Consider the following 21799-nt stretch of genomic DNA (forward strand, 5'->3'; position numbering starts at 1 on the left):
ATGATCGCGCTGCCGGTTGCCGCATTCCGAGACGGCAGTGGGACGCGCCACGGCAGCTGTAGCGAAGTGCGACAACCGATCTCTGACTTTCTCCATACGCTTTCGGCCATGGCAACGCTCCAGGACACCCCCGCACTCGAGGGCCGCGTCGCCGCCGTCACGGGCGCGGCCAGCGGCCTTGGCCGGGCCATCGCCGAGCGGCTGGCCGCTGACGGAGCCCATGTCATCGCGCTGGACCTCGACCGGGCGGGCGCCGAGCGCGCGGCCGAAGAGGTCGGCGGCGAAGCGCTTGCCGTCGACCTCAGCGATCCCGCAGCGATCGAGGCGCTCGGCCTGCGGAACCGCGCTGTCGACATCCTGATCAACTGCGCCGGCATTCAGCACGTTGCTCCGGTGGAGGAGTTCGAACCCGCGCGCTTCGAGCTGATCCACCGGCTCATGCTGCACGCCCCCTTCCTGCTCGCACGCGCCGTCCTGCCGGGGATGTACGAGCGGCGCTGGGGCCGGCTGGTGCACGTGACGTCCGCCCACGGCCATCGAGCGTCCGCCTTCAAGTCGGCATACGTCAGCGCTAAGCACGGCCTCGAGGGTCTGTCGAAAGTCCTCGCGGTCGAGGGTGCCGAGCGCGGGGTCACCAGCAATACTGTCGCACCGGGGTACGTGCGTACGCCCCTGGTCGAGGGCCAGATCGCCGATCAGGCATCGCGCCACGGGGTGGCCGAGGACCAGGTCGTATCCGACGTGCTGCTGGCTCGGACACCCGTAAAGCGGCTGATCGAACCCGAAGAGGTCGCCGGTCTCGTTGGCTTCCTGTGCGGCCCTGGCACCGACTCGATAAACGGCGCCTCCTATGTCCTCGACGGCGGCTGGACCGCGACCTGAGGGCTCCGTCCGCCAACCGCGCGAGCCGCACGAGAGGAACCCGATGACCGGCAGCGACGCCAGCAACCCTGAGATCGGAACAACGGTCGACGCCGGCGGGATAGCGACGAACGTGCACGACGTCGCGCACGTTCGGCCGGTGGCGGGCACCGTCCTGCTGCTGCACGGGTCTGGGCCCGGGGCCACGGCGTGGGGCACCTGGCGCCCCACGATCTCCGCCCTGGCGAGCAGCCTGCGCGTCGTGGCCCCCGACATCCCGGGCTTCGGTGACACGCAACGTCCCGCCGACGGGGTCTACACCCCGTCGCGCTGGGTCGAGCACCTCGTCGCGCTGCTCGACGCCCTCGGGCTGGACCGGGTCAGCGTCGTGGGAAACAGCTTCGGCGGCGCGCTGGCCCTCCGCCTGGCCACCGAGCACCCCGACCGTGTCGACAGGCTCGCCCTCATGGGCAGTGCCGGACTATCGCTCCCCGTCACGCCGAGCCTGAGGAAAGTGTGGGGCTACCGGCCATCCTTCGAGGCCATGCGCGACCTGGTCGACCTGCTCGCCTACGACACCTCACTCGTCACCGACGACCTGGTGCGGCTGCGATTCGAGGCGTCCACCCGTCCGGGTCGGCAGGAGGCGTACGAGCAGATGTTCCCACACCCCCACCAGGAGGTGCTGGATCGCCTGGCGGTGCCGGAGGAACGCATCGCCACGCTGCCACATGAGACGCTCGTGATTCATGGTCGCGAGGACGGCGTAATCCCGCTGAGCTCGGCTGTCCGACTCCTGGAGCTCATCGGGCGCGCCGAACTGCACGTCTTCGGCCAGTGCGGCCACTGGACGCAGTTCGAGCACCCCGAGCGCTTCAACACTGTGCTCTCGGCCTTCTTGAATCGCTAGTCAGCGCGCGATCCGGCGATATCGGAGAACAGTCGCATTGGGATATTCCGGCTTGGCCGGATATCCCCCCGTTGAATAGTGGGCGCAGCGTCAATCGAACGGGCCGCCTGCTGCCGGCTTGACACGCGACCGGGCAGCTATGGCACAGGAATCCGCTGCCGCAGCCGCGCAGTTGGCCGGCGGACAACTGCACTTGTCGGATCAGTAGGTGCTGGCCGAGAGATCCAGACCCAGCGCGCGAATCTTGCGGTACAACGTGGAGCGCGCGATGCCGAGCGTCAATGCCGCCTGGTGCTTGTTGCCCCCCGCCTCTCGCACGGCCCGAACGATCGTCTGCGCCTCGATCTGTTCCAGCGCGGCCAGTTGGCGTCGCGCGGCGCGCGCGACGTACTCCGGTGGGAGGTCGGCGGTGCCGATCCGGCCGGCGGAGCGGCCAGTGACCGTACGGCGGACCAACGCCCGCAGTGAGGCCAGGTTGCCCGGCCAGTCGAGCCGGGTCAGTGCCTGCACCGCCTCCGGGGACCACGTGGCGGGCAGTCCGCCGCGCGCCGCCTCCGCGGAGAAGCGGGCCAGCAGAACAGGGAAGTCGTCGAGGCGCTCGCGCAGCGGCGGCACCTCGAGGACCGACTCGAAGGAGCCGAGCAGCGGGTTGTGGACGGCCTGCTCACCGGCACCGCTGCGGGCGGTCGCCAGCACTCGGGTCGGCGGCGTGCGCCGTACCGCAGCCAGGGTCGCAAGCGCAGCCGAGGGCGAGAGCAAGTCGGCGTGGCGTACGACCAGAGCGGTGTCGGGGTCCCCGAGCTGGGAGGCCAACAGGCCGCACCAGCCGTCGTCGCCGAGTGCGACGGCCTCGACGGCGTCGACGACGCGGACATCCGGCAGGTCCTGCAGCGCCCGAGCCACCGCCAGTCGGCCCGTGCCGGGCTCGCCCAGCACGAGCACAGCCTCGGGACCGTTGCGCAAGGACGCCGCCCGGCGGCACAGCGCACGCCACTTCTCGCTGCGCCCGACCAGACCCGGCAACGCGGCCGGGGCGTCGGCAACGGGCAGACCGACGGGGGCAGGCCCAAGGCTCCCCGCGGCCGCGGAGGCCTCAGCGGCGAATCCGGAGGAGCCCTGCGCGAGCTCGGTCGCAGGCCGGTGCGCACGGGCTGTCGGGTCCCTGCGCAGGATCAGGATGGCGCCGGCATCGGTGTCGTCATGGGCCAGTGGGCGGCAGTCCACCTTGAGCACCTGACCGTCGGGCAGGGTCAGGCTGCTCGGGCCGCGGTCGCCTTCGCGCAGGCTGCGCCGTGCGTGCTCCCACAGCAGGGTCTGGTCGACGCCGCCGAGCAGGCGGGCCGCCGCCGCGTTGGTGATGATGGTCGTGACGTCGAGGGCGATGATCGGGTGGCGTACGTCGCGGTTGTAGGTCGTGTAGGCGTCGAAGAGCCGTTGCTCGCGCTGAGAGGCGCGGAGCAAGAGCGCCTCCTGGACGGCCATCACCAGCTCCGTGACCCACGAGAGCATGAGCGGGGTGGTGTCGGCGACGCGGCAGATGAGCGAGACACTGCCCAGCAGGACCCGGCGCACCGGGTGGAAGATCGGGGCGCTGGCGCAGCTGTACTGCTTGAACAGCTCCGAGAAGTGCTCTGGACCCCGAATCAGTTCCGGGCTGCCGGTGAGCAACGTGACCAGCCCGGTCGTGCCAACCGTGGACTCGTCCATCATGAACCCGGCCGCCACGCCCTTGGCATCCAGGCCGGCGGCCATCTCGGCGTCGCGCACCCAGCGCCGCAGCAGTCGGCCCTCACGGTCGGTGAGCACCAGCGCACAGGCACTCTGGTCGAGCGCGGCGGCGCGCTTCTCGACGATCCGGGTGACCGTACGCGCCAGATAGCCGTCGAACTCCACCTCGGCCAGCGGCATCGGAGAGACGGCCTCGGGCGCCAGGCCCTGCAAGCGCGAGCGGCGCCATGACTCGTACACAGTGGGCCGCAGGTCCACCGCCGCGCCGACCTGTGCATCCAGCGCGTTGGAGAAGACGTCGTCGCGCGCCCTGCTGGCGGTGCGCAGCCAGTCATTCATCCCTCGGCCTCCAGCCTCCAGACTCCAGTGTCCAGTCGGGGGAGTGCGGTCGACGGCTCGGCCGCCGGGTGCCACCCGCGCTTACGCGATGTTACCTACGTCACTGCGCATCGGATTGTCGCGTAACGAGACACTTCGCGGCGGCCGAGCGGCTCCCGAGGACACCCTCGGGGTCCCTCCGGGTCGCTCGCGCCGCTTGGGGCGATGCGGATGAGGTGACCAGGCGGCGACAATCCCGTCCTGGCGCAGGACGTGGAAGTCTCAGACCGATCTCCACCTCCGCTCTGCGTTCGGGGTTCCGTCAGGTGGCGCCGAGCAGCCGACCCGGCCTGGTCGAGCCGATGGTATTTGGGGTGGACGTGCATCTGGGTCGGTGTCTCGGCCAGGGACCCACCCGTCGAACCAGTGCTGCACGGGTCTCGACCAGCTCTGTGCTGCGCTTCTCCTCGTGCTCCAGCAACGGCCCGTGCAGGGCTCTCCCGGCTAGGACGCCCACCGTCGAGCACCCCGGCTCAGGGCGTCGCCCGCAGGACGGCGGCCACGGCGTCCAGCGCCGAAGGGTCGTCGATTGTCGCCGGCAGTGCCTCGTCGTTCCCGGCAGCGATGCCCCGCATCGTGCGGCGCAGGATCTTGCCCGAGCGGGTCTTGGGCAGGGCCTCAACGACGGCGACGTCGCGGAACGCCGCAACCGGTCCGATCTCACGGCGCACGGAGGCGACCAGCTCGTCGCGCAGCACGCCCTCCTCGATCCGAACACCGGCTTTGAGCACGACCAAGCCGCGCGGGACCTGTCCCTTGAGGCTATCGGGCACGCCGATCACGGCGCACTCGGCTACCGCAGGGTGGGCGGCGAGCACCTCCTCCATGGTGCCGGTAGAGAGCCGGTGACCGGCGACGTTGATGACGTCGTCCATCCGCCCCATGACGAACAGGTAGCCGTCCTCGTCAAGGTAGCCCGAGTCCCCGGTGATGTAGCTGCCCGGGTAAGTGCTCAGGTACGAGTCGATGTAGCGTTCGTCGTCGTTCCACAGCGTCAGCAGCGCGCCCGGCGGCAGCGGCAGGCGGATCACGATCGCGCCCTCGGTTCCGGTCGGGACGGGCTCACCGCCCTCGTCGACGATGTGGACGTCGAAGCCCGGCACCGGCACCGTCGCGGAGCCGGCCTTCACCGGCATCGGCTCGATTCCGCGCAGGTTCGCCGCGATGGCCCATCCGGTCTCGGTCTGCCACCAGTGGTCGAGCACGGGCACGTCCAGCAAGTCGTTGGCCCAGCGCAGGGTCTCGGGGTCGAGCCGCTCTCCAGCCACGAACAGCGTGGTGAAGCGCGAGAGGTCGTGGCCCGCCAGTAGCTCACCGTACGGGTCCTCCCGCTTGATCACGCGTAGCGCCGTCGGCGCGGTGAAGAGCGCCTTCACCCGGTGCTCGGCGATCACGCGCCAGAACGCACCAGCGTCGGGCGTCCCGACCGGTTTACCCTCGTAGAGCACTGTGGTGGCCCCGACCAGTAGCGGTGCGTACACGATGTAGGAGTGGCCGACGACCCAACCGATGTCGGAGGCGGCCCACCACACGTCCCCCACGCGGATGTCGTACACGTGGCGCATCGACCAGGCCAGGGCGACCGCGTGACCGCCGTTGTCGCGGACCACGCCCTTGGGCTGCCCGGTCGTGCCGGAGGTGTAGAGGATGTAGAGCGGGTCGCAGGAGGCCACCGGCACGGGGTCTGCCGGCTCGGCTGCGGCCATCAGCTCCAGCCAGTCGCGGTCGCGGGGCGTGAGCTGCGCGCGGGACTGCTCGCGCTGCAGCACCACGACGCTCTGCGGCTGGTGACGGGTCGTGCGTAGCGCCTCGTCGATGATTGGTTTGTATTCCACGAGCCGGTGCGGCTCGATGCCGCAGGACGCGGTGACAACGATCTTCGGTTCGGAGTCGTCGATCCGGATGGCCAGCTCCTTGGGCGCGAACCCGCCGAACACCACGGAGTGGACCGCGCCGAGCCGGGCACAGGCGAGCATGGCGATCACTGCCTCCGGCACCATCGGCATGTAGATGACGACACGGTCGCCCTTGACCACGCCGAGGCCGGCCAAGGCACCGGCGCACCGGGCGACCTCGTCCCGCAGATCGGCATAGGTGTAGGTACGGCTCGACCCCGTCACCGGTGAGTCGTAAACGAGCGCGGCCAGGCCGCCCCGGCCAGCCTCCACGTGCCGGTCCAGCGCGTTGTAAGAGGTGTTGAGCTCCCCGTCGGGGAACCAGCCATAGAATGGCGCCCGCTCCGCGTCCAGCGCGGTTGTGGGCGGACGGTGCCAGCTGATGGCCTCCGCGGCCTCAAGCCAGAAGCCGCTGGGGTCGCGCCGGCTGCGCTCAAGGACCGCCTGATACTCACCCATGCATCGTCTCCGTTCGATAATTCGATGGATACTTCAACCCCATCTGGAAGCTGCGCAGCCGCAGGGCCGAGTGGCCGCCGCTGCAACGGTCTCAAGCCGCTGATGGGCCCATCCGAATCATGTCCACGCCATCGGCGGTAAGCGTCGCCGTGACCAGATCGCCGACGCCTCCGGGCCTGGCAGGGCGGATCAAGCCGAGGTGGTGGAGCGAATGCGCCATGGCTTGATCGCAGCAGGCGAGACCATCGATGAAGAGGTCGGGTTCACACCCGAGCCTCATCCGCACCCGCCCTGCGGCGACTGCTCGCAGGATTGCCTGTGCTCGACAGGTGGCCGCAAGTGGCGGAACCGGCTGCTTATTGGACATCGTTGTTCCTTGGGTACCGGAGGCGGTCCTCTCTCGGACGGGGCCGCTGCTGTAAGTAGACGCTGCTTGTGACGGCTGCTGCTGTCGCAAATCGCGACAGGGTCATTTATCCGAGCGGGATACGGCTGCAGCGTTCGGCGGGAGCGGAGAGACCGCTCCTTCATCGCATCAGCTGCGTTCCCCAAGAAGTCGTTGCAAGCGCCTGGACCGGACGCGTCACCTCATGATGAGGCCGTGAGCTGGCTGCTGCGCCAGCGAAGGTTGCAACCGTCATCAGAAGCCAAGCCCAGCCAGGGTGAACCCGAACAGTGTCACTGACACAGGCCAGCTGCTGATCGACCTCGCGGAACCTACCTCCTCGCCGTTCACCAGTGCAGTACAAGGCACCGCGGGACGTCGAGGTGATCGCCATGCTCCCCATGACCTCGGCGGGCCGTGACCAGGAGTTCGCCTCCGCGACTAGGTGTGACCCGAGCTGGAGTCGCGGATCCGGGGGTAGGTCAGGCGACCCCGCTCGTCAGCGGGTCACGTCGGCGATCACCCGGCCGCGGATCCGGCCGGCGAGCAGTTCGTCGGCGGTCGCGATCGCCTCGCTGAGTCCGATGTCGTGGCTGATCTCCTCGAGATGAGCGCGGTCGAGCTCCCGGCTCAGTCGCTGCCAGGTCGTGACGCGCGTGTCGTAGGGCTGGTTGACGCTGTTGATGCCGAGCAGGCTCACGCCGCGCAGGATGAACGGTGCCACGGTGGCCGGCAGGTCCATGCCGTGCGCCATGCCGCAGGCCGCCACGGCGCCCTCGGTCCTGGTGCCAGCGCAGACGTTGGCGAGGGTGTGGCTGCCGAGGGAGTCGATGGCTGCGACCCACCGCTCCTTGGCGAGCGGACGTCCCGGCTCGGATCGTTCGGCGCGGTCAAGGATGCTGGTCGCGCCCGATTTCCGCAGGTAGTCGCCCTGCTCCGGGCGCCGGTCGCGGCGATCACCGAGTAGCCGTGGCGGTTCAGCAGCGAGATCGCGAAGCTGCCCACCCCTCCGTTGGCGCCCGTCACCAGCACGTCGCCGTCGCCGGGCCTCACGCCGTGCCGCTCCAGCGCCATGAGGCAGAGCATCGCCGTATAGCTAGCCGTGCCGCTCGCCATCGCCTGCTGCTCCCTGACGCCGTCCGGCGACGGCACCAGCCAGTCGCCTCGCAGTCGGGCGCGCTGCGCGAGCCCGCCCCAGTGGGTCTCTCCCCGACACCCCAGCCGTTGAGCACGACGCGGTCACCGGCAGAGTGCGACGGGTGGTCGCTCGACTCGACGACCCCGGCGAGGTCGATGCCGGGCACCATGGGGAACCGCCGCACGACGGGCCCCTTGCCGGTGATGGCCAGGCCGTCCTTCTAGTTGAGGGTGCTGTAGGCGACGCGGACACGCAGGTCACCCTCGGGCAGGTCGTGCTACTCCTCGGGCTGTGGGTCAGCGGGGTCGGTGCCTAATCGCTGGCCGCGCGGGCCAGGAAGCCGGCGATGGAGACGTCGAGCGGCCGGGTGCTGCGCACCAGTCGCGCCCGCAGCACCGCGCCCTCCCAACCGATCCAGAAGAACGCCGAAAGCTGGTCGCAATCGGCGCCGGCCGCGAGCTCCCCGGCCTCGTCCGCCAGCCGGAGGCAGGCCGCGAGCCGGCGCTCCCACGCAGGACCTCCTCGAGTCTTACGCGGAAGCGGTCGGGTAAAGACACGACCTCCTGCCCGAGGTTGCCCATCAGGCAGCCGAGCTCGAAGTTGTACGCTGCAGGACCTCCAGGCCGACCTGAGCGAGGAGGTGGGGCCGGCAGGCCGCAAACCGGACCGGCGGACATCGCCAACGTGATCATCCAGCGGCTTCGGCTCGAGGGCTTCCTCGTCACCGACCAGCTAGAACGCGCGCCGGCAGTCGAGACCGAGTTACGCGAACTCATGACCAGCGGCCGTCTCCAGGTCCCGGTCACCGCGTTCGACGGAATCGAGCAGGCACCGGCCGCGCTGATGTCGCTTCTCCGCGGAGCCAAGTTGGCAAATCGGTCGTGCGCGTGATGCGAGGCGTCACCGCATCGCCGCGCCTGCTGGGTCGGGATGAGCCGTGGTGAGGGCGACCTCGAACCAGTAGCCCGGATCCGTGATGGGTTCGAAGGTGCGCCGCAGTGGCAGGCGCGACTCACGGGGAAGCGTCTTCAGGCCGATCTTCCTCCAGGTGCCGAGTAAGAGCAGGGTGACGATCACCGTGGTCGGGCGACGGTCCTCCAGGGCGGCCATCCCGGTCGTGGCGGCGGTCTCGCTCTCCGCCACCAGGCAGCCCTTCGCGGGCCTCGGCCGACTCAGCGGGGCAGCGGAACTTCCTTGTCACGTCAGGCCGCGGTGACGAATACCGAGCCGAGGGAGGTGAACTCGGCACCGATCTGGTCGCCGGCGTGCGCGAACACCGCGTCGGTCAGGCCCCCGGTCAGCACGATCTGCCCGGCCTCGATCGCCTCGCCCCTCGCGGCGAGTGCGTTGGCGGCCAGCGCCAGCGCCTCCGCCGGATGGCCCTGCACCGCGGCACCGGTCGCGGTGTCGGTCACCGTGCCGTTGACCGTGAGCACACACGCTTCCAGCGCCAGGTCCAGGTTCTTCGGCGATACCGGCTTGCCGCCCACCACGAACCGCGCCGAGGAGGCGTTGTCGGCCACCACGTCGGGCAGCGTGAACTTGAAGTCGGAGTAACGCGAGTCGATGATCTCGAGTCCGGCGTGGACACTCTCCACCGCGTCCAACGCGGTCGCCGCCGTGATGCCCGGGCCCGCCAGGCGTTTGCCCATGACGAACACGATCTCCGGCTCGACTCGCGGGTGGATCAGCTGGTCCAGCGGAATGGGCTCGTCGGCCGCCAGCACGTAGCCGTCGGTCAGCACCGCGGTCAGTGGCGAGTCGATGCCCATCCGCTCCTGCTTGGCCCGCGAGGTCAGTCCCAGCTTGACGCCGACGACCGTCTCGCCCGCCTCGACCTTTCTCTCGATCAGCCGCTTCTGCACCCGGTAGGCGGTCGGCAGGTCGAGCTCCGGCCACTCCTCGGTGATCGGCCCGCGGTCCCGCCGCTTCGCCTCGGCGGCCAGCAGCACGTCCGCCGCGGTGTCGATGCTCCACGTCGTCATGCGTTCTCCTTCTCGGCCAAGCCGATCGCCACATCGATGATCATGTCTTCCTGGCCGCCGACGTACCGCAGTTCGCCGACTCGCTTCAGGATCTGGTAGGCGGGCACGCCGTACCTCTGGGCGGCGGTTTCGGCGTGCAGCAGGAACGAGTTGTAGACACCGTAACGGCCCTGCACGATCGCGGCCCGGTCGGCGACCGGCATCCGGGGCACCATCGGGGCCAGGACCTCCTCGGCCGCGGCGAGGATCAGTTCACTGTCCACTCCGGTCTCCACGCCGAGTGCGTCGAACGCCGGGACGAGGATTTCGGTGGGGGAGTTGCCCGCGCCCGCACCGAGAGCGCGCAACGTGCCATCGATCTGGCGGGCGCCCGCTTGCTGCGCGGCGAGCGAGTTCGCGACCCCGAGGGACAGGTTCTGGTGGCCGTGGAACCCGACCTGGGCGTCCTCGCCCAGCTCCTGGACCAGCGCGGTGACGCGGTCGGTCACGCCGCCGGGCAGCAACGCGCCCGCGGAGTCGACGACGTAGACGCACTCGCATCCCGCGTCGGTCATGATCCGGGCCTGTTTCGCCAGGCCCTCCGGCGAGTTCATGTGCGAGAGCATCAGGAACCCGACGGTTTCCAGGCCCAGATCGCGGGCCGCGCCGAAGTGCTGGACGCTCACGTCCGCTTCGGTGCAGTGCGTCGCGACCCTGGCGACGCGGGCACCGGCGTCCGCGGCCTCGCGAAGATCCGCGACCGTGCCCAGACCAGGCAGCAGCAGCACGGCGATCTTTGCCCGGCGCACCTCGTCGACCGCGGCGGCGACGAGTTCGATGTCCCGGACCTTGGAGAAGCCGTAGTTGAACGACGAGCCGGCCAGCCCGTCGCCGTGGGTGACCTCGATGACCTCGACCCCGGCCCGGTCCAGTGCCCCGGCCACCGCGCGAACCTGGTCCGTGGTGAACTGGTGGCGCACGGCGTGGCTGCCGTCCCGCAGCGTGGTGTCGGTGATGCGCACGGGGTTCGTCATCGCGCGGTCGTCTCCTTCGATCCGGCGGCGAGCAGCTCTCCGGCGCGCACCGCGGCGGCGGTCATGATGTCCAGGTTCCCGGCCCACGGTGGCAGGTAGTCGCCGTTGCCCTCGACCTCGAGGAAAACCGCGACCCGCGCGTGCCCGTCCCACAGCTCGCTCGGGCGGTCGAACTGGGGGTCGGACTTGAGGCGGTAGCCGGGCACGTAGGTCTGCACCTCGGCCACGGCACGGTGGATCGACTCGGCGATCGCACCGGTGTCGGCGTCGCCCGGGATCGCGCAGAACACCGTGTCCCGCATGATCAGTGGTGGCTCGACCGGGTTCAGGATGATGATGGCCTTGCCCCGCGCGGCGCCGCCCACGGATTCGATCGCGTGCGAGGTGGTCTCGGTGAACTCGTCGATGTTCGCCCGCGTGCCCGGGCCGGCCGAGCGCGAGGAGATCGACGCGACGATCTCGGCGTAGGGCACCTCGGTGACGCGCGAGACGGCGTGCACGATCGGGATCGTCGCCTGTCCGCCGCAGGTGATCATGTTGATGTTCGGCGCCTCCGCGTGCGCGCCCAGGTTGACCGCGGGGCACACGAACGGGCCGACGGCGGCCGGCGTCAGGTCGATCGCGCGGATCCCGGCTTCGGCGTAGCGAGGGGCATTGGCCAAGTGCGGTTTCGCGGCGGTGGCCTCGAAGACGAAGTCGGGCAGCTCCGGCTGGGCCAGCAGCCAGTCCACGCCTTCCGCGCTGGCCTCGACGCCGAGCTCGCGGGCGCGGGCCAGGCCGTCGGAGGACGGGTCGACCCCGATCATGTAGCGCACGTCGAAGACATCCCGGCGCTGCAGTTTGACCAGCAGGTCGGTGCCGATGTTGCCGGGACCGACGATGGCGGCGGTGGGGCGGGGCATCACTTCTCCTCGGGGGTGCCGGCGAACGTCGCGGTGACGCTGCCGAGGTGGGCGAAGGTGGCGGTGACGGTGTCTCCGGCCGCGGCGCCGACTGCCGCGGTGAGCGCACCTGGCAGGACGACCGCGCCGGGGTCGAGCGTGATTCCGAGCGGGCCGACCGTGTTGGCCAGCCAGGCCAGCGCGTTGACCGGGGAGCCGAGCACGGCCGCGCCGGCGCCGGTCTGCACGATCCGGCCGTTGCGGCGCAGCACGACTCCGGTGGTGCGCGGGTCGAAGGCGTCGAGCGGCAGCGGCGTCGAGCCGAGGACCAGGCCGCCGGAGGAGGCGTTGTCGGCGATCGTGTTGGGCAGGTCGATCTTCCAGTCCTCGATGCGCGAGTCGATGATCTCCAGCGCGGCCACGGCGTGGGCGATCGCGTCGAGCGCGTCCGCGACGGTGACGCCGGGCCCGGCCAGCGGCTTGCGCAGCACGAATCCGATCTCCGGTTCGACGCGCGGGCTGAGGTAGGCGTCCGCCGGGATTGGCTGACCGTCCACGAAGAACATGTCGGCGAAGAGGTGACCGTAGTCCGGGGAGTCCACGCCGAGCTGCCGCTGGATCGCGGCCGAGGTCAGGCCGACCTTGTGCCCCTTGACGATGCGGCCCGCCGCCTTCCACTCCGCGACCTGGCGCAGCTGGACGTCGTAGGCGTCCTCGACGGTCAGGCCGGTGAACGGCGGGATCGGGACACCGCTGTCGTAGGCCTGCATCAGCAGGCGGGCCGCCTCTGCGACGCGGGGCTGTGGGCTCACGAAAAACACTCCCTGTGAGAGGAAACGCGGTTGGTTGACATCGTGCGCCGCTGACCTGCACGCTCCTAGCATGTGCCCCAGTGAGCGGGACACTCCGGCGTCGATGATCGCCCGGGTGTCGCGGGTGTTCGAGGCCTTCCGGCCCCCCGACGATGCGCTCGGGGTGCGCGAGATCGCGCGCCGGACCGGGCTGGCGTCCTCGACCGTGTCCAGGATCGTTCGCGAGCTGGTCGAGCACCGGTTCCTGGAGCCGGCCGGGCGCGGGTTCCGGATCGGGCTGCGGTTCTTCGAACTGGGTGAGCAGGCCGCGCGCCCGCACCAGCTGCGGCAGATGGCGATGGCGAACATGTCCGACCTGCGCAGCGCCACTCGCCAGACCGTGCACCTGGCCGTGCTTGACGGCACCGAGGTCGTCTACGTGATCAAGCTGCGCAGCAGGACCGCGCCACCACTCGGCTCGCGCGTCGGCGGCCGGATGCCGGCGCACGCCACCGGCGTCGGCAAAGCGCTGCTCGCCTTCGCCGACCCCGGGGTCGTGGACCGCGTGATCGAGGCGGGGCTGCCGCGCTTGGGGCCGGGCACGATCACCGACGGCAAACGGCTGCGGGACGAGCTGGCGGCGATCCGGGAGGCCGGGATCGCCTATGAAACCGAGGAATCCGGCCACGACGTGGTGTGCGTGGCGGCACCCGTCACGCCCCGCGAGGGCAGGCCGATCGCGGGCCTGTCGATCAGCACACGGCGGGGCGAGGTCGACACCGCGACGCTCGGACCCGCGGTCCGGACCGCCGCCCTCGCGCTCGGCAGGCAGGCGGCCCGCATGCCCGCGTTGTCCGGCGCGGCCTGGACGGAACTGGGCTAACCCAGCCCCGCTGGTAACGGGGTTCCCGGAGAGGTCGGTCTCGGCGTGAGCTGGGGGAGCACGATGGTCTCCCCGACGGTGTCCCGCAGCCGCGCCATGAGTCCGGGTCGGGAATGGCCTGCCGGCGACGGCTGCGGGACTGGGATGCCGCTCGCAAGCCGGGTTCCTACTTCGGGTTGATGGTGTGCCACACGTGGTTGTACGCGGCGAGATCACTGAAACCGCCATCGACGGGAAGGTCGATTCCTGTCACGAAGGCGGCATCGTCGCTGGCGAGGAACAATGCCGCAGCCGCCAGTTCGTCCGGATCGGCGGCACGTCCCAGAGGAGTGAGCCGCACCAACTCCGCGAAGAGAGCGCTGCCTGCGTCCATCATCGGCGTCGCGACGACCCCGGGGTGCAGGGCATTCACTCGGATACCGGCCGGTGCGAACTCGGTTGCCGCCGCCTTCGTGAGTCCGCGGACACCCCATTTGGACGACGAGTACGCGGCGACCGGATGCCCCATGATCCCCGCGGTGGAGCCGAGGTTGACGATGCTGCCTGCGCCGCTGCGCTTCATCAGCGCGGCGCACTCCTTCATGCCGAGGTACTGCCCGGTGAGGTTGACATTCAGGATCCTGTCCCAGTCGTCTTCCGACGTGCCGGTCAGGTCATGACGGACATTGACGCCGGCGTTGTTGATCAGGATGTCGAGGCGTCCGGCCTCCTCTTCGAGCTGACCGACGAGGCGCCGCCACTCCTCGGCCCGGGTGATGTTCAGGTGCACGAACCGGGCCCACCCACCTGCTTCCCGGATCTCCGCGGCGACCGCTTCACCTCGCTCGTCGAGGATGTCACACAGGTAGACGCGTGCACCCTCTCGTGCGAAGAGCCGGGCCTCTGCCTCTCCTTGGCCCCGCGCCCCACCGGTGACGACGGCCACCTTGCCCTGCAGCCTTCCAGCGCCACGCGGCGCGGCGTTCGGCCGGGCCGCCCTCTGCACCGGCGCGTCACTCGGCTCGTTAGTTCCCAGCAGCACCGTCTCCGCCTGTTCGATCTGGCGCATGTCGAACCCGGCCATATCTCCGGCGAACCCTTCACTGCCCATGTACTCCCGGATGACCGCCTCCGGATCGGCCCCGTCCGGGTAACTGACAACGGCGACAACGACGGAGGGGTCTCCGGGAAGTTTGGCGAATCCGAGAGTTTCGACGCCGAACTCCCGAAGGCTCGTGACGTGTGCCTCCCACCGAGGCAGGTAGTCGCTGGCCGCCTCAGGCGACGACAGGTGGTAAGTGCGCAGCTGAATTTTGGGCATTATTCATCCTTTTTGGACGGTTGACGAACGCGCGACCCGTACCGACAACGAGGGACGGCACGATCGCGCGGCAGGACTTGTTCACGGAATCAGAGCTGGTGGACGGGACCGTCCTCGCCCAGCTGTGTCAGCAGCTCGTGCAGGATCTCGGTACCTGACCGGATGGCATCGATTTCCATCGATGCGAGCAACTGGGTGAGCCGCGCGTCGACCAGTGACAGTGCCTCCCGTGCGCGGGCAGCACCAGCGGGGGTGAGGCGAATGCGATAGCTTCGCCGGTCCGAGCTGCCGCCCGCTCGTTCGACGAGCCGTTCACGTTCCAGGCGGCGCAGGATGTTGCTCGTGCCTCCTGTGGTGAGAAGAAGCCCCGCGGACAGGTCTCCCGGGCGTGCTTCTCCGTCCGCCGTCGCCAGCAGAGCGGTGAGCACGTCGAATTCGGACCGGGACAGCCCCAGTTTCCCCACTGCTGTCACAACTTCGCGGTCGAGGAGCGCGTGGAACCTGCCCACGTGGCGAGCGAAACCTACGTACACGCTCGGTCGGCTTCGTGCAGAGCTGGGTTCTCCGCGCTTGGTCACGACACAACTTTAGCTTTCGATATAGCTTTTCGTAAAGCTATATCGAAAGTGATCTGGATCCCTGCCGGGGTGAGCGGAGGCGCTGCGGTCCCTCTCGGCGGGCCAGGAACCAGCAGCGACGTCCCGCGCCCGGCCGACCTGCGAGATCACCCGGTCGCTGCGCAACGGCCAAACCGGGCCGCTCCCGGAAGGTGCCGCTGCCTGGCTGGTGCGAGGCTGGGAACCGGATCAGTCGCCGTCCGAGCGGTGAGCCATCCGCGACCGGCTGGCCCGCATCGAACAACTCGTTGCCGTCTGCGAGGGGCACGGTGGCCGGGTCGCCGCCGAGGGCGACCCCATGCTCGCGCACCTCGTCGTGCCCAGGGAGCCGCGACCGCCAATCAGAGATCCGCGCCGAACTCGACCCGCACGATGACGACGGATTCGCCCGCGCGCTCGGCGAGTGGGCTCGACTGGTGCCCTAACCACCCCCTGATCGGCGAGCCGGTGTCGAGCGGATTTGCCTGCCCGGCTGGACCGATGTCCCGACCGGGCCCCTCCTGATGTCGGCGGTGGTGCCGTGTAGCTCAGATTGAGAGGAGCGCCAGGGGCGGCCCTCGCGGCCAAGCCTGCTACGTCGAGGTTAGCCGTCTGGCACGCCTTCGTCCGCCAGGGACGCGTCCCGCTGGCACACCGGGAAGGCTTATGTGCCGCAGGTGGCGTACCGACGGATCTCAGACCAGGCTAACCAGCGTCCTCGGCCGGCATGTCGATGCCGGCCACTTCGCTGGGACGAGCAGGAGCAAAAGCAGGTCAGCGGCTTGCAGATGTCGCACTTGGGGTCGATGGCAGGTTCAAATCCTGTCAGCCCGACGGTCTGTTTGGGTCCGCTGGCTCTGGAGGGAAGCCCAGGTCAGCGGGCCGTGGGAGTTCCCGTCCGCGGCGGGCCGCATCGCCCGGCGCGCGAAGTTCGACCGCCGCAGCAGCTGGTGCTCGGCGCTGACGAACACGTGCGGATGGTCATGACTGTCGAGACACGCCTGCAGCGGCGGGATGAGGAACGGTGGCAGGGAGATGGTGTGCGCGGAACACGCCGTCTTGGGCGGTTCGAGTTCCAGTTGTCCGTTGACTTCGTGCAGGGCGCCGATCTGCGGGTCGATGACGATCTCACCGTCGTCGAGGTGGGCGTTGCAGGCCGGTCAGCTCACCCCAGCGGGCGCCCGTCCAGGCCTCGGTGATGATGGGCACCCCGGCCCACAGCCCGACCAGCGCGCCGGCCTGCGCGGCGATCGCGACGACCTGCTGCGGTGTCGCCCACAGATGTTCGGTTCCGCCAGGATGTAGCTGGCTGTCCGCGTTCGATGCCGAATCGCTCGGCGAGCTCACACACCGTCGCGGCGGACCGGTAGGCGGCGATCAGTTGCCCGACCTGTTCGGCTCAAGAACGTCCTGCTGGCGGGACGGCACTCGGAACAAGGCTCTCCGCGACGGTGCCGCAGGTAACGGTCTGCACCGTCACACCGCATCCGTCCCCGTGACCGACCGGAGCGACGAGAGCGCTTCACTGATCAGGTCGCGCAGCGGCCGCCGTTCCGCTGGCTGAATCCAGCGCTGTTCAGCCGCCTGCTGGATGAGCATGCCGGCCCCTGCCGCCAGGAGCGCGGTTTGCGCGTCGACACCGCGTTCACGGAGGGCGCCGGCCATTGTGGCGGTAAGTGCGGCGCGTTTGGCTTCTTCCCGCTCCTGGAGCTCGGGCGTGGCCTCGATGATCGTCCGCCGGGGCGCGGCCGGCTCACGGAATTCCTCCAGCACCTCGTCGGCGGCAGCACGCAGCGCCCGTACCACCACGTCGATCGGTCGCAGGTCGGCCGGGCTGGCGTGGATCTCACGGGCCAGGACCTGCTTCTGGATTTCCGAGGTGCGGCCGAAGAGGACTTCGCGCTTGCTGGAGAAGTGGTTGAAGAAGGTGCGCTCGGTCAGGCCGGCGCGTGCGGCGATCTGCGCGACCGTCGTCTGGTCGTAGCCCTGTTCGGTGAAGAGGGCGAGGGCTGCGTCGTGCAGGCGTCCTACGGCGTTCGGCTCCCATCGCGGCATGGCCCAAAGATAGCGATTGCAGTCACTGTAGTCATACCCTATGCTGATTGCAGGCACTGAAATAGCTGGCCTCGCAGCAAGCGAGGCCTGGGGGAGGAGCTTGACCATGCGCGTTTTCGTCACCGGCGCGTCCGGGCACATCGCGTCCGCCCTCATCCCGGAGTTGATCGGCGCGGGACACACCGTCGTCGGTCTCGTCCGTTCCGATGAGGCTGCTGTGAAGGTCGAGAGTCTGGGTGCCGAAGTGCACCTGGGCGACCTGTCGGACCTTGACGGCCTTGCCGCCGCTGCGGCGAAGGCCGACGGGGTCGTCCACCTCGCGTTCGACCACCAGCGTCAGAGCGGTGGCGATCTGGAAGGAGCTGTCGAGGCTGACCTCGCCGCCGTGCGGGCGATCGGCTCGGCCCTCGCCGGCTCGGGCAAACCCTTCGTGGGGACGAACGCGACCGGCGGCATTGCCTTGGCGGGCTTCCAGGGCGTCCTCACGGAGGACGTCTCACTGCCCGGTGGGCCCCGCATCGACGCGGAGAACGCCGTCCTCGCCCTGGCTGGGCAGGACGTGCGCGCATCCGTGGTGCGACTGCCTCCGGCCGTACACGGCAACGGCCGGTACGGCTTCGTTTCCGGGCTCATCGAAATCGCGCGGGCTGCCGGCAGCGCGGGATACGTGGGCGACGGGGGCGACCGATGGGGCGCCACCGCACTGAAAGATGCCGGCCGCGCTTACCGCCTTGCCCTTGAGTCAGCCAAGGCCGGATCACGCATCCACGCCGTCGCGGAGGCAGGCATCGCAATGCGCGACATCGCCGAAGCCATCGGTCATCGACTCGGTGTGCCCACCGCAGCGGTCACTGCCGAAGAGGCTGCAACACGTTTCGGCTTCCTCGCCCCCTTCGTGAGCATGGACAACCCGGTCTCCAGCCGCAGCACGCGCGAGACGCTCGGCTGGGCTCCCAGCCGCCCGGGATTGATAGCCGCCTTGGAAAGCGACCCCGTCCTCACGCCGTCACCCCGTTGAACAGCAGAGAGAAAGCAGGCAGACATGTCCACCGTCCTGATCACCGGTGCGGGAACAGGCATCGGAAACCTCACCGCCCGGGCACTGGCCCGCGCCGGGCACCGTGTCTACGCGAGCATGAGGGACACAACCACCGATCACGCCGAAGAACTGCGCAAGCTCGCCACAGACGAACGCATCGACCTGCGCCCGATCGTCCTCGACGTCCAGTCCGAGGAGTCCATTCAGCAGGCGATCGACGCCATCCTCGGGGAATCCGGCGTTCTGGACGTCGTCGTGCAGAACGCCGGTCACCTCGCCACCGGATACGTCGAGGCGTTCACCGCCGAGGACATCGCCCGCCTGTTCGACATCAACGTACTCGGCGCGCAACGCGTCAACCGGGCGGTCCTTCCGCACTTCCGCGCGCGACGGTCAGGGACCCTTCTCTACGTCGGCAGCACCTCAGTACTCGACGTGCCGCCCTTCCTCGGCCCCTATGTCGCCTCCAAGGCCGCCTTCGACGTGATGGCCCAGGCCACCCGCTATGAAGTCGCCCCGCTCGGCATCGAGTCCGTCATCGTGATGCCCGGCCCGTTCACCCGGGGCACCAACCACTTCCCGAACGCCAGCCGCGCCAGCGACTCCGCGGTGACCCAGGGATACGCCGAACTGGAACCATTCGTCGCACGGAACCTGCAGGCCACCAACAGCCTCTTCCCCGAGGGGGTCGACCCCGACCCGGTAGCGGTCGCCGACGAGATCGCTCGCGTCCTCGCCCTGCCCTACGGGACACGACCGTTCCGCACCGTGGTGGACTTCACCCGCTTCAGCGTGGACGACATCAACGAACTGAGTACATCCCACATCCGCCGGGCCATGCACCACATGGGCTACGAGCAGCTTCTCACCGTCGCACACAACTGAAGGACACCATGCACATCACCGGAAACACCCTCTTCATTCCCGGCGCCACCAGCGGCATCGGGCTCGCCTTGGCCCGGCGCTTCAAAGACCGCGGGAACACGGTCGTCGTCGGTGGACGGAGGACCGAACTCCTGGAGGAGCTACGGGAAGAGGGATTCGGCGTCGCCCACATCGACACCGCGGACCCGACCAGCATCACCCGGGCCGCCACTCAGGTGATCGCCGAATATCCAGACCTTGACACCCTCGTCAACATGGCCGGGATCATGGTCGCCGAGGACTGGCACACAGCCGAGGGCTTCCTCTCGGTTGCCGAGGACACGGTCAACGTCAATCTTCTCGGCCCCATCCGGCTGATCGCCGCCTTCACCGAACAGCTTCAAAGCCGCCCCGCCGCAACCATCGTCAACGTCTCCTCTGGACTCGCTTCCGTCCCGCTGGCACGCACAGCCACATACTCTGCGACCAAGGCCGCGATCCACGCCCTCTCCGAGGCAATCCGCGTCCAGTACGCTGACACGTCCGTCCAGGTCATCGAGCTGGTTCCGCCAGTGGTCCGCACCGGCCTCGCGGACACCGCCCGCAACCCACGCGCGATCCCGCTCGATGACTTCGCGGACAACGTCATCGCTCTACTGGAGAGCCAGCCCGAGGCCCACGAGATCCTTGTCGACCAGGTCAAGCTCCAGCGTTATGCCGAGCGGCGCGGGGACTACGAAAAGGTCTTCGCGCTCATCAACGGGCAGCAGTGACGCTCCGGCGCCGGGCGGCCCCGCGGACAACGAGGGCGACCTCTGAGGTCAGGTTGTGGGCGGGTGAACTTGAGACGGTGCATGAGCGGCTCGTGCACCGGTTCCGCGCCGCGAAGGATACCCTCGCGAGCGACTACGTCGACTCCTCGCGGCTCGCCGGGTTGGCGGGGGTCCCGGAGGATGTGACTGCAGGTCGACCTGATCACCGTCACCCCGCCTGGCCGGGTGACGGCGGTCCGCGCTGTCAGTGAGGCGGGTTTCGACCCAGCGGCCGATGACGCCGTCTCGAACAAGCACTCGCGCAGGAGCCGCTTCGAGGTGGGCGCCGGGGCCGTTGTCTTCGTGCGGACGGTAACTCGACGACGGTACGGGCTGGGGTGCTGGCGCCGCTGATTCGACGTCGCCACCGCCGCAACCGGCCACGGACAGCGCGGCAGCGCCGGCCGAGTCAGCCGTGACCAAGGTTCTTCCAGCTCATCCGCACGTCTTCGATTCTGCCCGCGACCGGTGCGAAAAGTGGACAGACTCGAGCGAAGAACGGCTCGTCGGACCGTGGCACTCCGCCTCAACGCGATCGGCACCGGATCCGGTCGTGAACCGTGACGCGGACACCGGCCGAATGTCAGCCCGGGCACGGAATGACCTGATCAACGGGGACCCCGATGCCCTCACCGTGTCCGCGGTGGCGCTCCGCTGGGGTTTCGGCCACCTCGGCCGGTTCGGGGCCGCGTGTCAGGAGTGGTACGGGGAGCCACCGTCGCACACATTGCGGCGCTGGAAGGGTACGCAGCCCGGAGCGATCCGCGAGCCGCCTCACAAGTCCCGTACGGCGGGAATGACCTTCTCGGCGAAGTTGCGCAGGTAACCGGCAGATTCCTCCCAGGTCATGCCGTGCCGGGTGGCCATCAGATGAAGTTCGTCAGGCCCGCCCTCTTCGTATGTGGTGCGGAGCTCCGTGATGGCCTGGTCCGGTGTCTGGAATATCCGCTCCCAGTTCGGGATGTCCTCGGGTTTGGCCGGCGGTACGTCCATCAGTAACGAGCTGTACGGGTGCACATCTCCCCGGCGGTAGTGGAAATGCTCGAATATTCCTTCACGGTGCTTCGCCCAGGCCCGCTCCGGGTCATCGGTGATGTAACAGGTCCCGAACGTGTGGATCTTCGCGTAGTTGGGCTGCCTTCCGTTGCGGACACACGCCTCCCGCCAGCCGGCCAACCACTTCTGCCACGTCTGCCCACCGGTGAGTCCCTGGAAAAACCCGCCGAGCCCACCGACATTCAGCCCGCGCTTCGCAACCCGGTCCATCGCCGCCGCGGAGAACGCCGCGACAACCCACACCGGCAATGGCTTTTGCATCGGTTTCGGGTTGATCCACACGTCGTCGAGATGCCAGCGCTTGCCGTGATAACTGAAGGGCTCGTCAGAGTTCCAGCACCTCCGCATGATGTCAATGCCCTCGTCAAGCAGACTCGGCCGGAACTTCGGGTTCACCCCCAGCATGGGGAATTCCATGTTGAAGGTCGGCCCGACCTGGCCCAGGCCGACGTCGAGGCGGCCGCCGGACAAGATGTCGATCACGGCGAGTTGCTCGGCGAGGAGGACCGGGTGGTAAAACGGCACCTGGATGATGTTGGTACCGATGCGTATCCTGCTGGTGTGGTGCGCGGCCGCGGTCAGCGTCACCGGAAGTCCCGGATTGTATCCGTCCGGGTCGCCGTGATGCTCACTCAGGCTGACCGCGTCGAATCCGACGTTCTCCATCTCTTGCATGTGTTCGAACGCGCCACTGTAGAACTGGGACCATGGGCGGTGCCAGTCAGGCCTAGTCGGATTGCGAAGATCATAGAGTACCCCAAATCGCATGC

Annotated in this window: 22 protein-coding genes and 1 pseudogene; 8 read left to right on the top strand and 15 right to left on the bottom strand. The window is 69.0% G+C overall.

What is annotated here, in order from left to right; all coding sequences use genetic code 11:
- Positions 1–108 precede the first annotated feature (108 nt).
- Both ABZ193_RS00440 and ABZ193_RS00445 read left to right on the top strand, forming a co-directional pair.
- Positions 109–882 (top strand): 3-hydroxybutyrate dehydrogenase, encoded by a 774-nt coding sequence (locus ABZ193_RS00440; RefSeq protein ID WP_354708308.1) that lies wholly within the window; start codon positions 109–111, stop codon positions 880–882.
- Between the two features lie 43 nt (positions 883–925).
- The gene (locus ABZ193_RS00445; protein WP_237337063.1) at positions 926–1771 is read left to right on the top strand and encodes an alpha/beta hydrolase; all 846 of its coding nucleotides are present in this window, start codon (positions 926–928) and stop codon (positions 1769–1771) included.
- Positions 1772–1972: 201 nt separating this feature from the next.
- Here ABZ193_RS00445 and ABZ193_RS00450 read toward each other — a convergent pair whose 3' ends face one another.
- The 5 genes and pseudogenes from ABZ193_RS00450 to ABZ193_RS00470 all read right to left on the bottom strand — a co-directional run bounded on the left by ABZ193_RS00450 (position 1973) and on the right by ABZ193_RS00470 (position 8530).
- Positions 1973–3838: a helix-turn-helix domain-containing protein gene (locus tag ABZ193_RS00450; RefSeq protein ID WP_354708309.1), complete on the bottom strand. Its 1866-nt coding sequence runs from the start codon at positions 3836–3838 to the stop codon at positions 1973–1975.
- 512 nt (positions 3839–4350) lie between these two features.
- Entirely contained in the window at positions 4351–6231 is a 1881-nt protein-coding gene (locus ABZ193_RS00455) for a propionyl-CoA synthetase (RefSeq protein WP_354708310.1), read from the bottom strand.
- Between the two features lie 91 nt (positions 6232–6322).
- Positions 6323–6598, bottom strand: a complete 276-nt coding sequence (locus tag ABZ193_RS00460) for a hypothetical protein (RefSeq protein ID WP_354708311.1) — start codon at positions 6596–6598, stop codon at positions 6323–6325.
- Positions 6599–7115: 517 nt separating this feature from the next.
- The gene (locus tag ABZ193_RS00465) at positions 7116–7385 is read right to left on the bottom strand and encodes a hypothetical protein (protein WP_354708312.1); all 270 of its coding nucleotides are present in this window, start codon (positions 7383–7385) and stop codon (positions 7116–7118) included.
- Positions 7386–8066: 681 nt separating this feature from the next.
- Positions 8067–8530, bottom strand: a pseudogene (locus ABZ193_RS00470) (TetR family transcriptional regulator C-terminal domain-containing protein).
- On the opposite strand from ABZ193_RS00470, the gene ABZ193_RS00475 reads away from it, so the two are divergent.
- Positions 8439–8645: a hypothetical protein gene (locus tag ABZ193_RS00475; RefSeq protein WP_354708397.1), complete on the top strand. Its 207-nt coding sequence runs from the start codon at positions 8439–8441 to the stop codon at positions 8643–8645. The pseudogene ABZ193_RS00470 and the gene ABZ193_RS00475 overlap by 92 nt on opposite strands.
- A gap of 9 nt (positions 8646–8654) precedes the next feature.
- On the opposite strand, the gene ABZ193_RS00480 is transcribed toward ABZ193_RS00475, so the two are convergent.
- Genes ABZ193_RS00480 through ABZ193_RS00500 form a run of 5 tightly spaced genes read right to left on the bottom strand, consistent with a single transcriptional unit; the run spans position 8655 to position 12403 of the window.
- Positions 8655–8897 carry a hypothetical protein gene (locus tag ABZ193_RS00480; RefSeq protein WP_354708313.1) on the bottom strand — a complete coding sequence of 81 codons (243 nt, stop codon included), beginning with the start codon at positions 8895–8897 and terminating at the stop codon, positions 8655–8657.
- 59 nt (positions 8898–8956) lie between these two features.
- The gene (locus tag ABZ193_RS00485) at positions 8957–9739 is read right to left on the bottom strand and encodes a fumarylacetoacetate hydrolase family protein (RefSeq protein WP_354708314.1); all 783 of its coding nucleotides are present in this window, start codon (positions 9737–9739) and stop codon (positions 8957–8959) included.
- Complete coding sequence (gene dmpG / locus ABZ193_RS00490; protein WP_354708315.1) at positions 9736–10752, bottom strand: 4-hydroxy-2-oxovalerate aldolase; 1017 nt, start codon at positions 10750–10752, stop codon at positions 9736–9738. Before dmpG ends, ABZ193_RS00485 begins: the two co-directional genes overlap by 4 nt.
- Positions 10749–11654, bottom strand: a complete 906-nt coding sequence (locus ABZ193_RS00495) for an acetaldehyde dehydrogenase (acetylating) (protein WP_354708316.1) — start codon at positions 11652–11654, stop codon at positions 10749–10751. Before ABZ193_RS00495 ends, dmpG begins: the two co-directional genes overlap by 4 nt.
- Entirely contained in the window at positions 11654–12403 is a 750-nt protein-coding gene (locus tag ABZ193_RS00500) for a fumarylacetoacetate hydrolase family protein (RefSeq protein WP_354708393.1), read from the bottom strand. Before ABZ193_RS00500 ends, ABZ193_RS00495 begins: the two co-directional genes overlap by 1 nt.
- 112 nt (positions 12404–12515) lie before the next feature.
- On the opposite strand from ABZ193_RS00500, the gene ABZ193_RS00505 reads away from it, so the two are divergent.
- Positions 12516–13307 carry an IclR family transcriptional regulator gene (locus ABZ193_RS00505; protein WP_354708317.1) on the top strand — a complete coding sequence of 264 codons (792 nt, stop codon included), beginning with the start codon at positions 12516–12518 and terminating at the stop codon, positions 13305–13307.
- A 166-nt stretch (positions 13308–13473) separates the two neighbouring features.
- Here the strand turns inward: ABZ193_RS00505 and ABZ193_RS00510 are convergent, their stop codons facing one another.
- The 4 genes from ABZ193_RS00510 to ABZ193_RS00525 form a co-directional block, all read right to left on the bottom strand.
- Complete coding sequence (locus tag ABZ193_RS00510; RefSeq protein ID WP_354708318.1) at positions 13474–14607, bottom strand: glucose 1-dehydrogenase; 1134 nt, start codon at positions 14605–14607, stop codon at positions 13474–13476.
- 89 nt (positions 14608–14696) lie between these two features.
- The gene (locus ABZ193_RS00515) at positions 14697–15116 is read right to left on the bottom strand and encodes a MarR family transcriptional regulator (RefSeq protein ID WP_237337050.1); all 420 of its coding nucleotides are present in this window, start codon (positions 15114–15116) and stop codon (positions 14697–14699) included.
- Positions 15117–16331: 1215 nt separating this feature from the next.
- Positions 16332–16550: a hypothetical protein gene (locus ABZ193_RS00520; RefSeq protein ID WP_237337049.1), complete on the bottom strand. Its 219-nt coding sequence runs from the start codon at positions 16548–16550 to the stop codon at positions 16332–16334.
- 129 nt (positions 16551–16679) lie between these two features.
- The gene (locus ABZ193_RS00525; RefSeq protein ID WP_354708319.1) at positions 16680–17258 is read right to left on the bottom strand and encodes a helix-turn-helix domain-containing protein; all 579 of its coding nucleotides are present in this window, start codon (positions 17256–17258) and stop codon (positions 16680–16682) included.
- 106 nt (positions 17259–17364) lie between these two features.
- On the opposite strand from ABZ193_RS00525, the gene ABZ193_RS00530 reads away from it, so the two are divergent.
- The 4 genes from ABZ193_RS00530 to ABZ193_RS00545 all read left to right on the top strand — a co-directional run bounded on the left by ABZ193_RS00530 (position 17365) and on the right by ABZ193_RS00545 (position 20799).
- Entirely contained in the window at positions 17365–18276 is a 912-nt protein-coding gene (locus ABZ193_RS00530; RefSeq protein WP_354708320.1) for an SDR family oxidoreductase, read from the top strand.
- 24 nt (positions 18277–18300) lie between these two features.
- Positions 18301–19182 (top strand): SDR family oxidoreductase, encoded by an 882-nt coding sequence (locus tag ABZ193_RS00535; protein WP_237337046.1) that lies wholly within the window; start codon positions 18301–18303, stop codon positions 19180–19182.
- Between the two features lie 8 nt (positions 19183–19190).
- The gene (locus ABZ193_RS00540; protein WP_354708321.1) at positions 19191–19934 is read left to right on the top strand and encodes an SDR family NAD(P)-dependent oxidoreductase; all 744 of its coding nucleotides are present in this window, start codon (positions 19191–19193) and stop codon (positions 19932–19934) included.
- Positions 19935–20553: 619 nt separating this feature from the next.
- On the top strand, positions 20554–20799 hold the full coding sequence (locus tag ABZ193_RS00545) for a helix-turn-helix domain-containing protein (RefSeq protein ID WP_354708394.1): 246 nt from the start codon (positions 20554–20556) through the stop codon (positions 20797–20799).
- Here ABZ193_RS00545 and ABZ193_RS00550 read toward each other — a convergent pair.
- Positions 20748–21797 carry an LLM class flavin-dependent oxidoreductase gene (locus ABZ193_RS00550; RefSeq protein ID WP_354708322.1) on the bottom strand — a complete coding sequence of 350 codons (1050 nt, stop codon included), beginning with the start codon at positions 21795–21797 and terminating at the stop codon, positions 20748–20750. The two genes, ABZ193_RS00545 and ABZ193_RS00550, sit on opposite strands and share 52 nt — an antisense overlap.
- Between the last annotated feature and the right edge of the window lie 2 nt (positions 21798–21799).

Source organism: Amycolatopsis sp. NPDC006125, from assembly GCF_040614195.1.
Taxonomy (GTDB): Bacteria; Actinomycetota; Actinomycetes; order Mycobacteriales; family Pseudonocardiaceae; genus Amycolatopsis_E; species Amycolatopsis_E tucumanensis.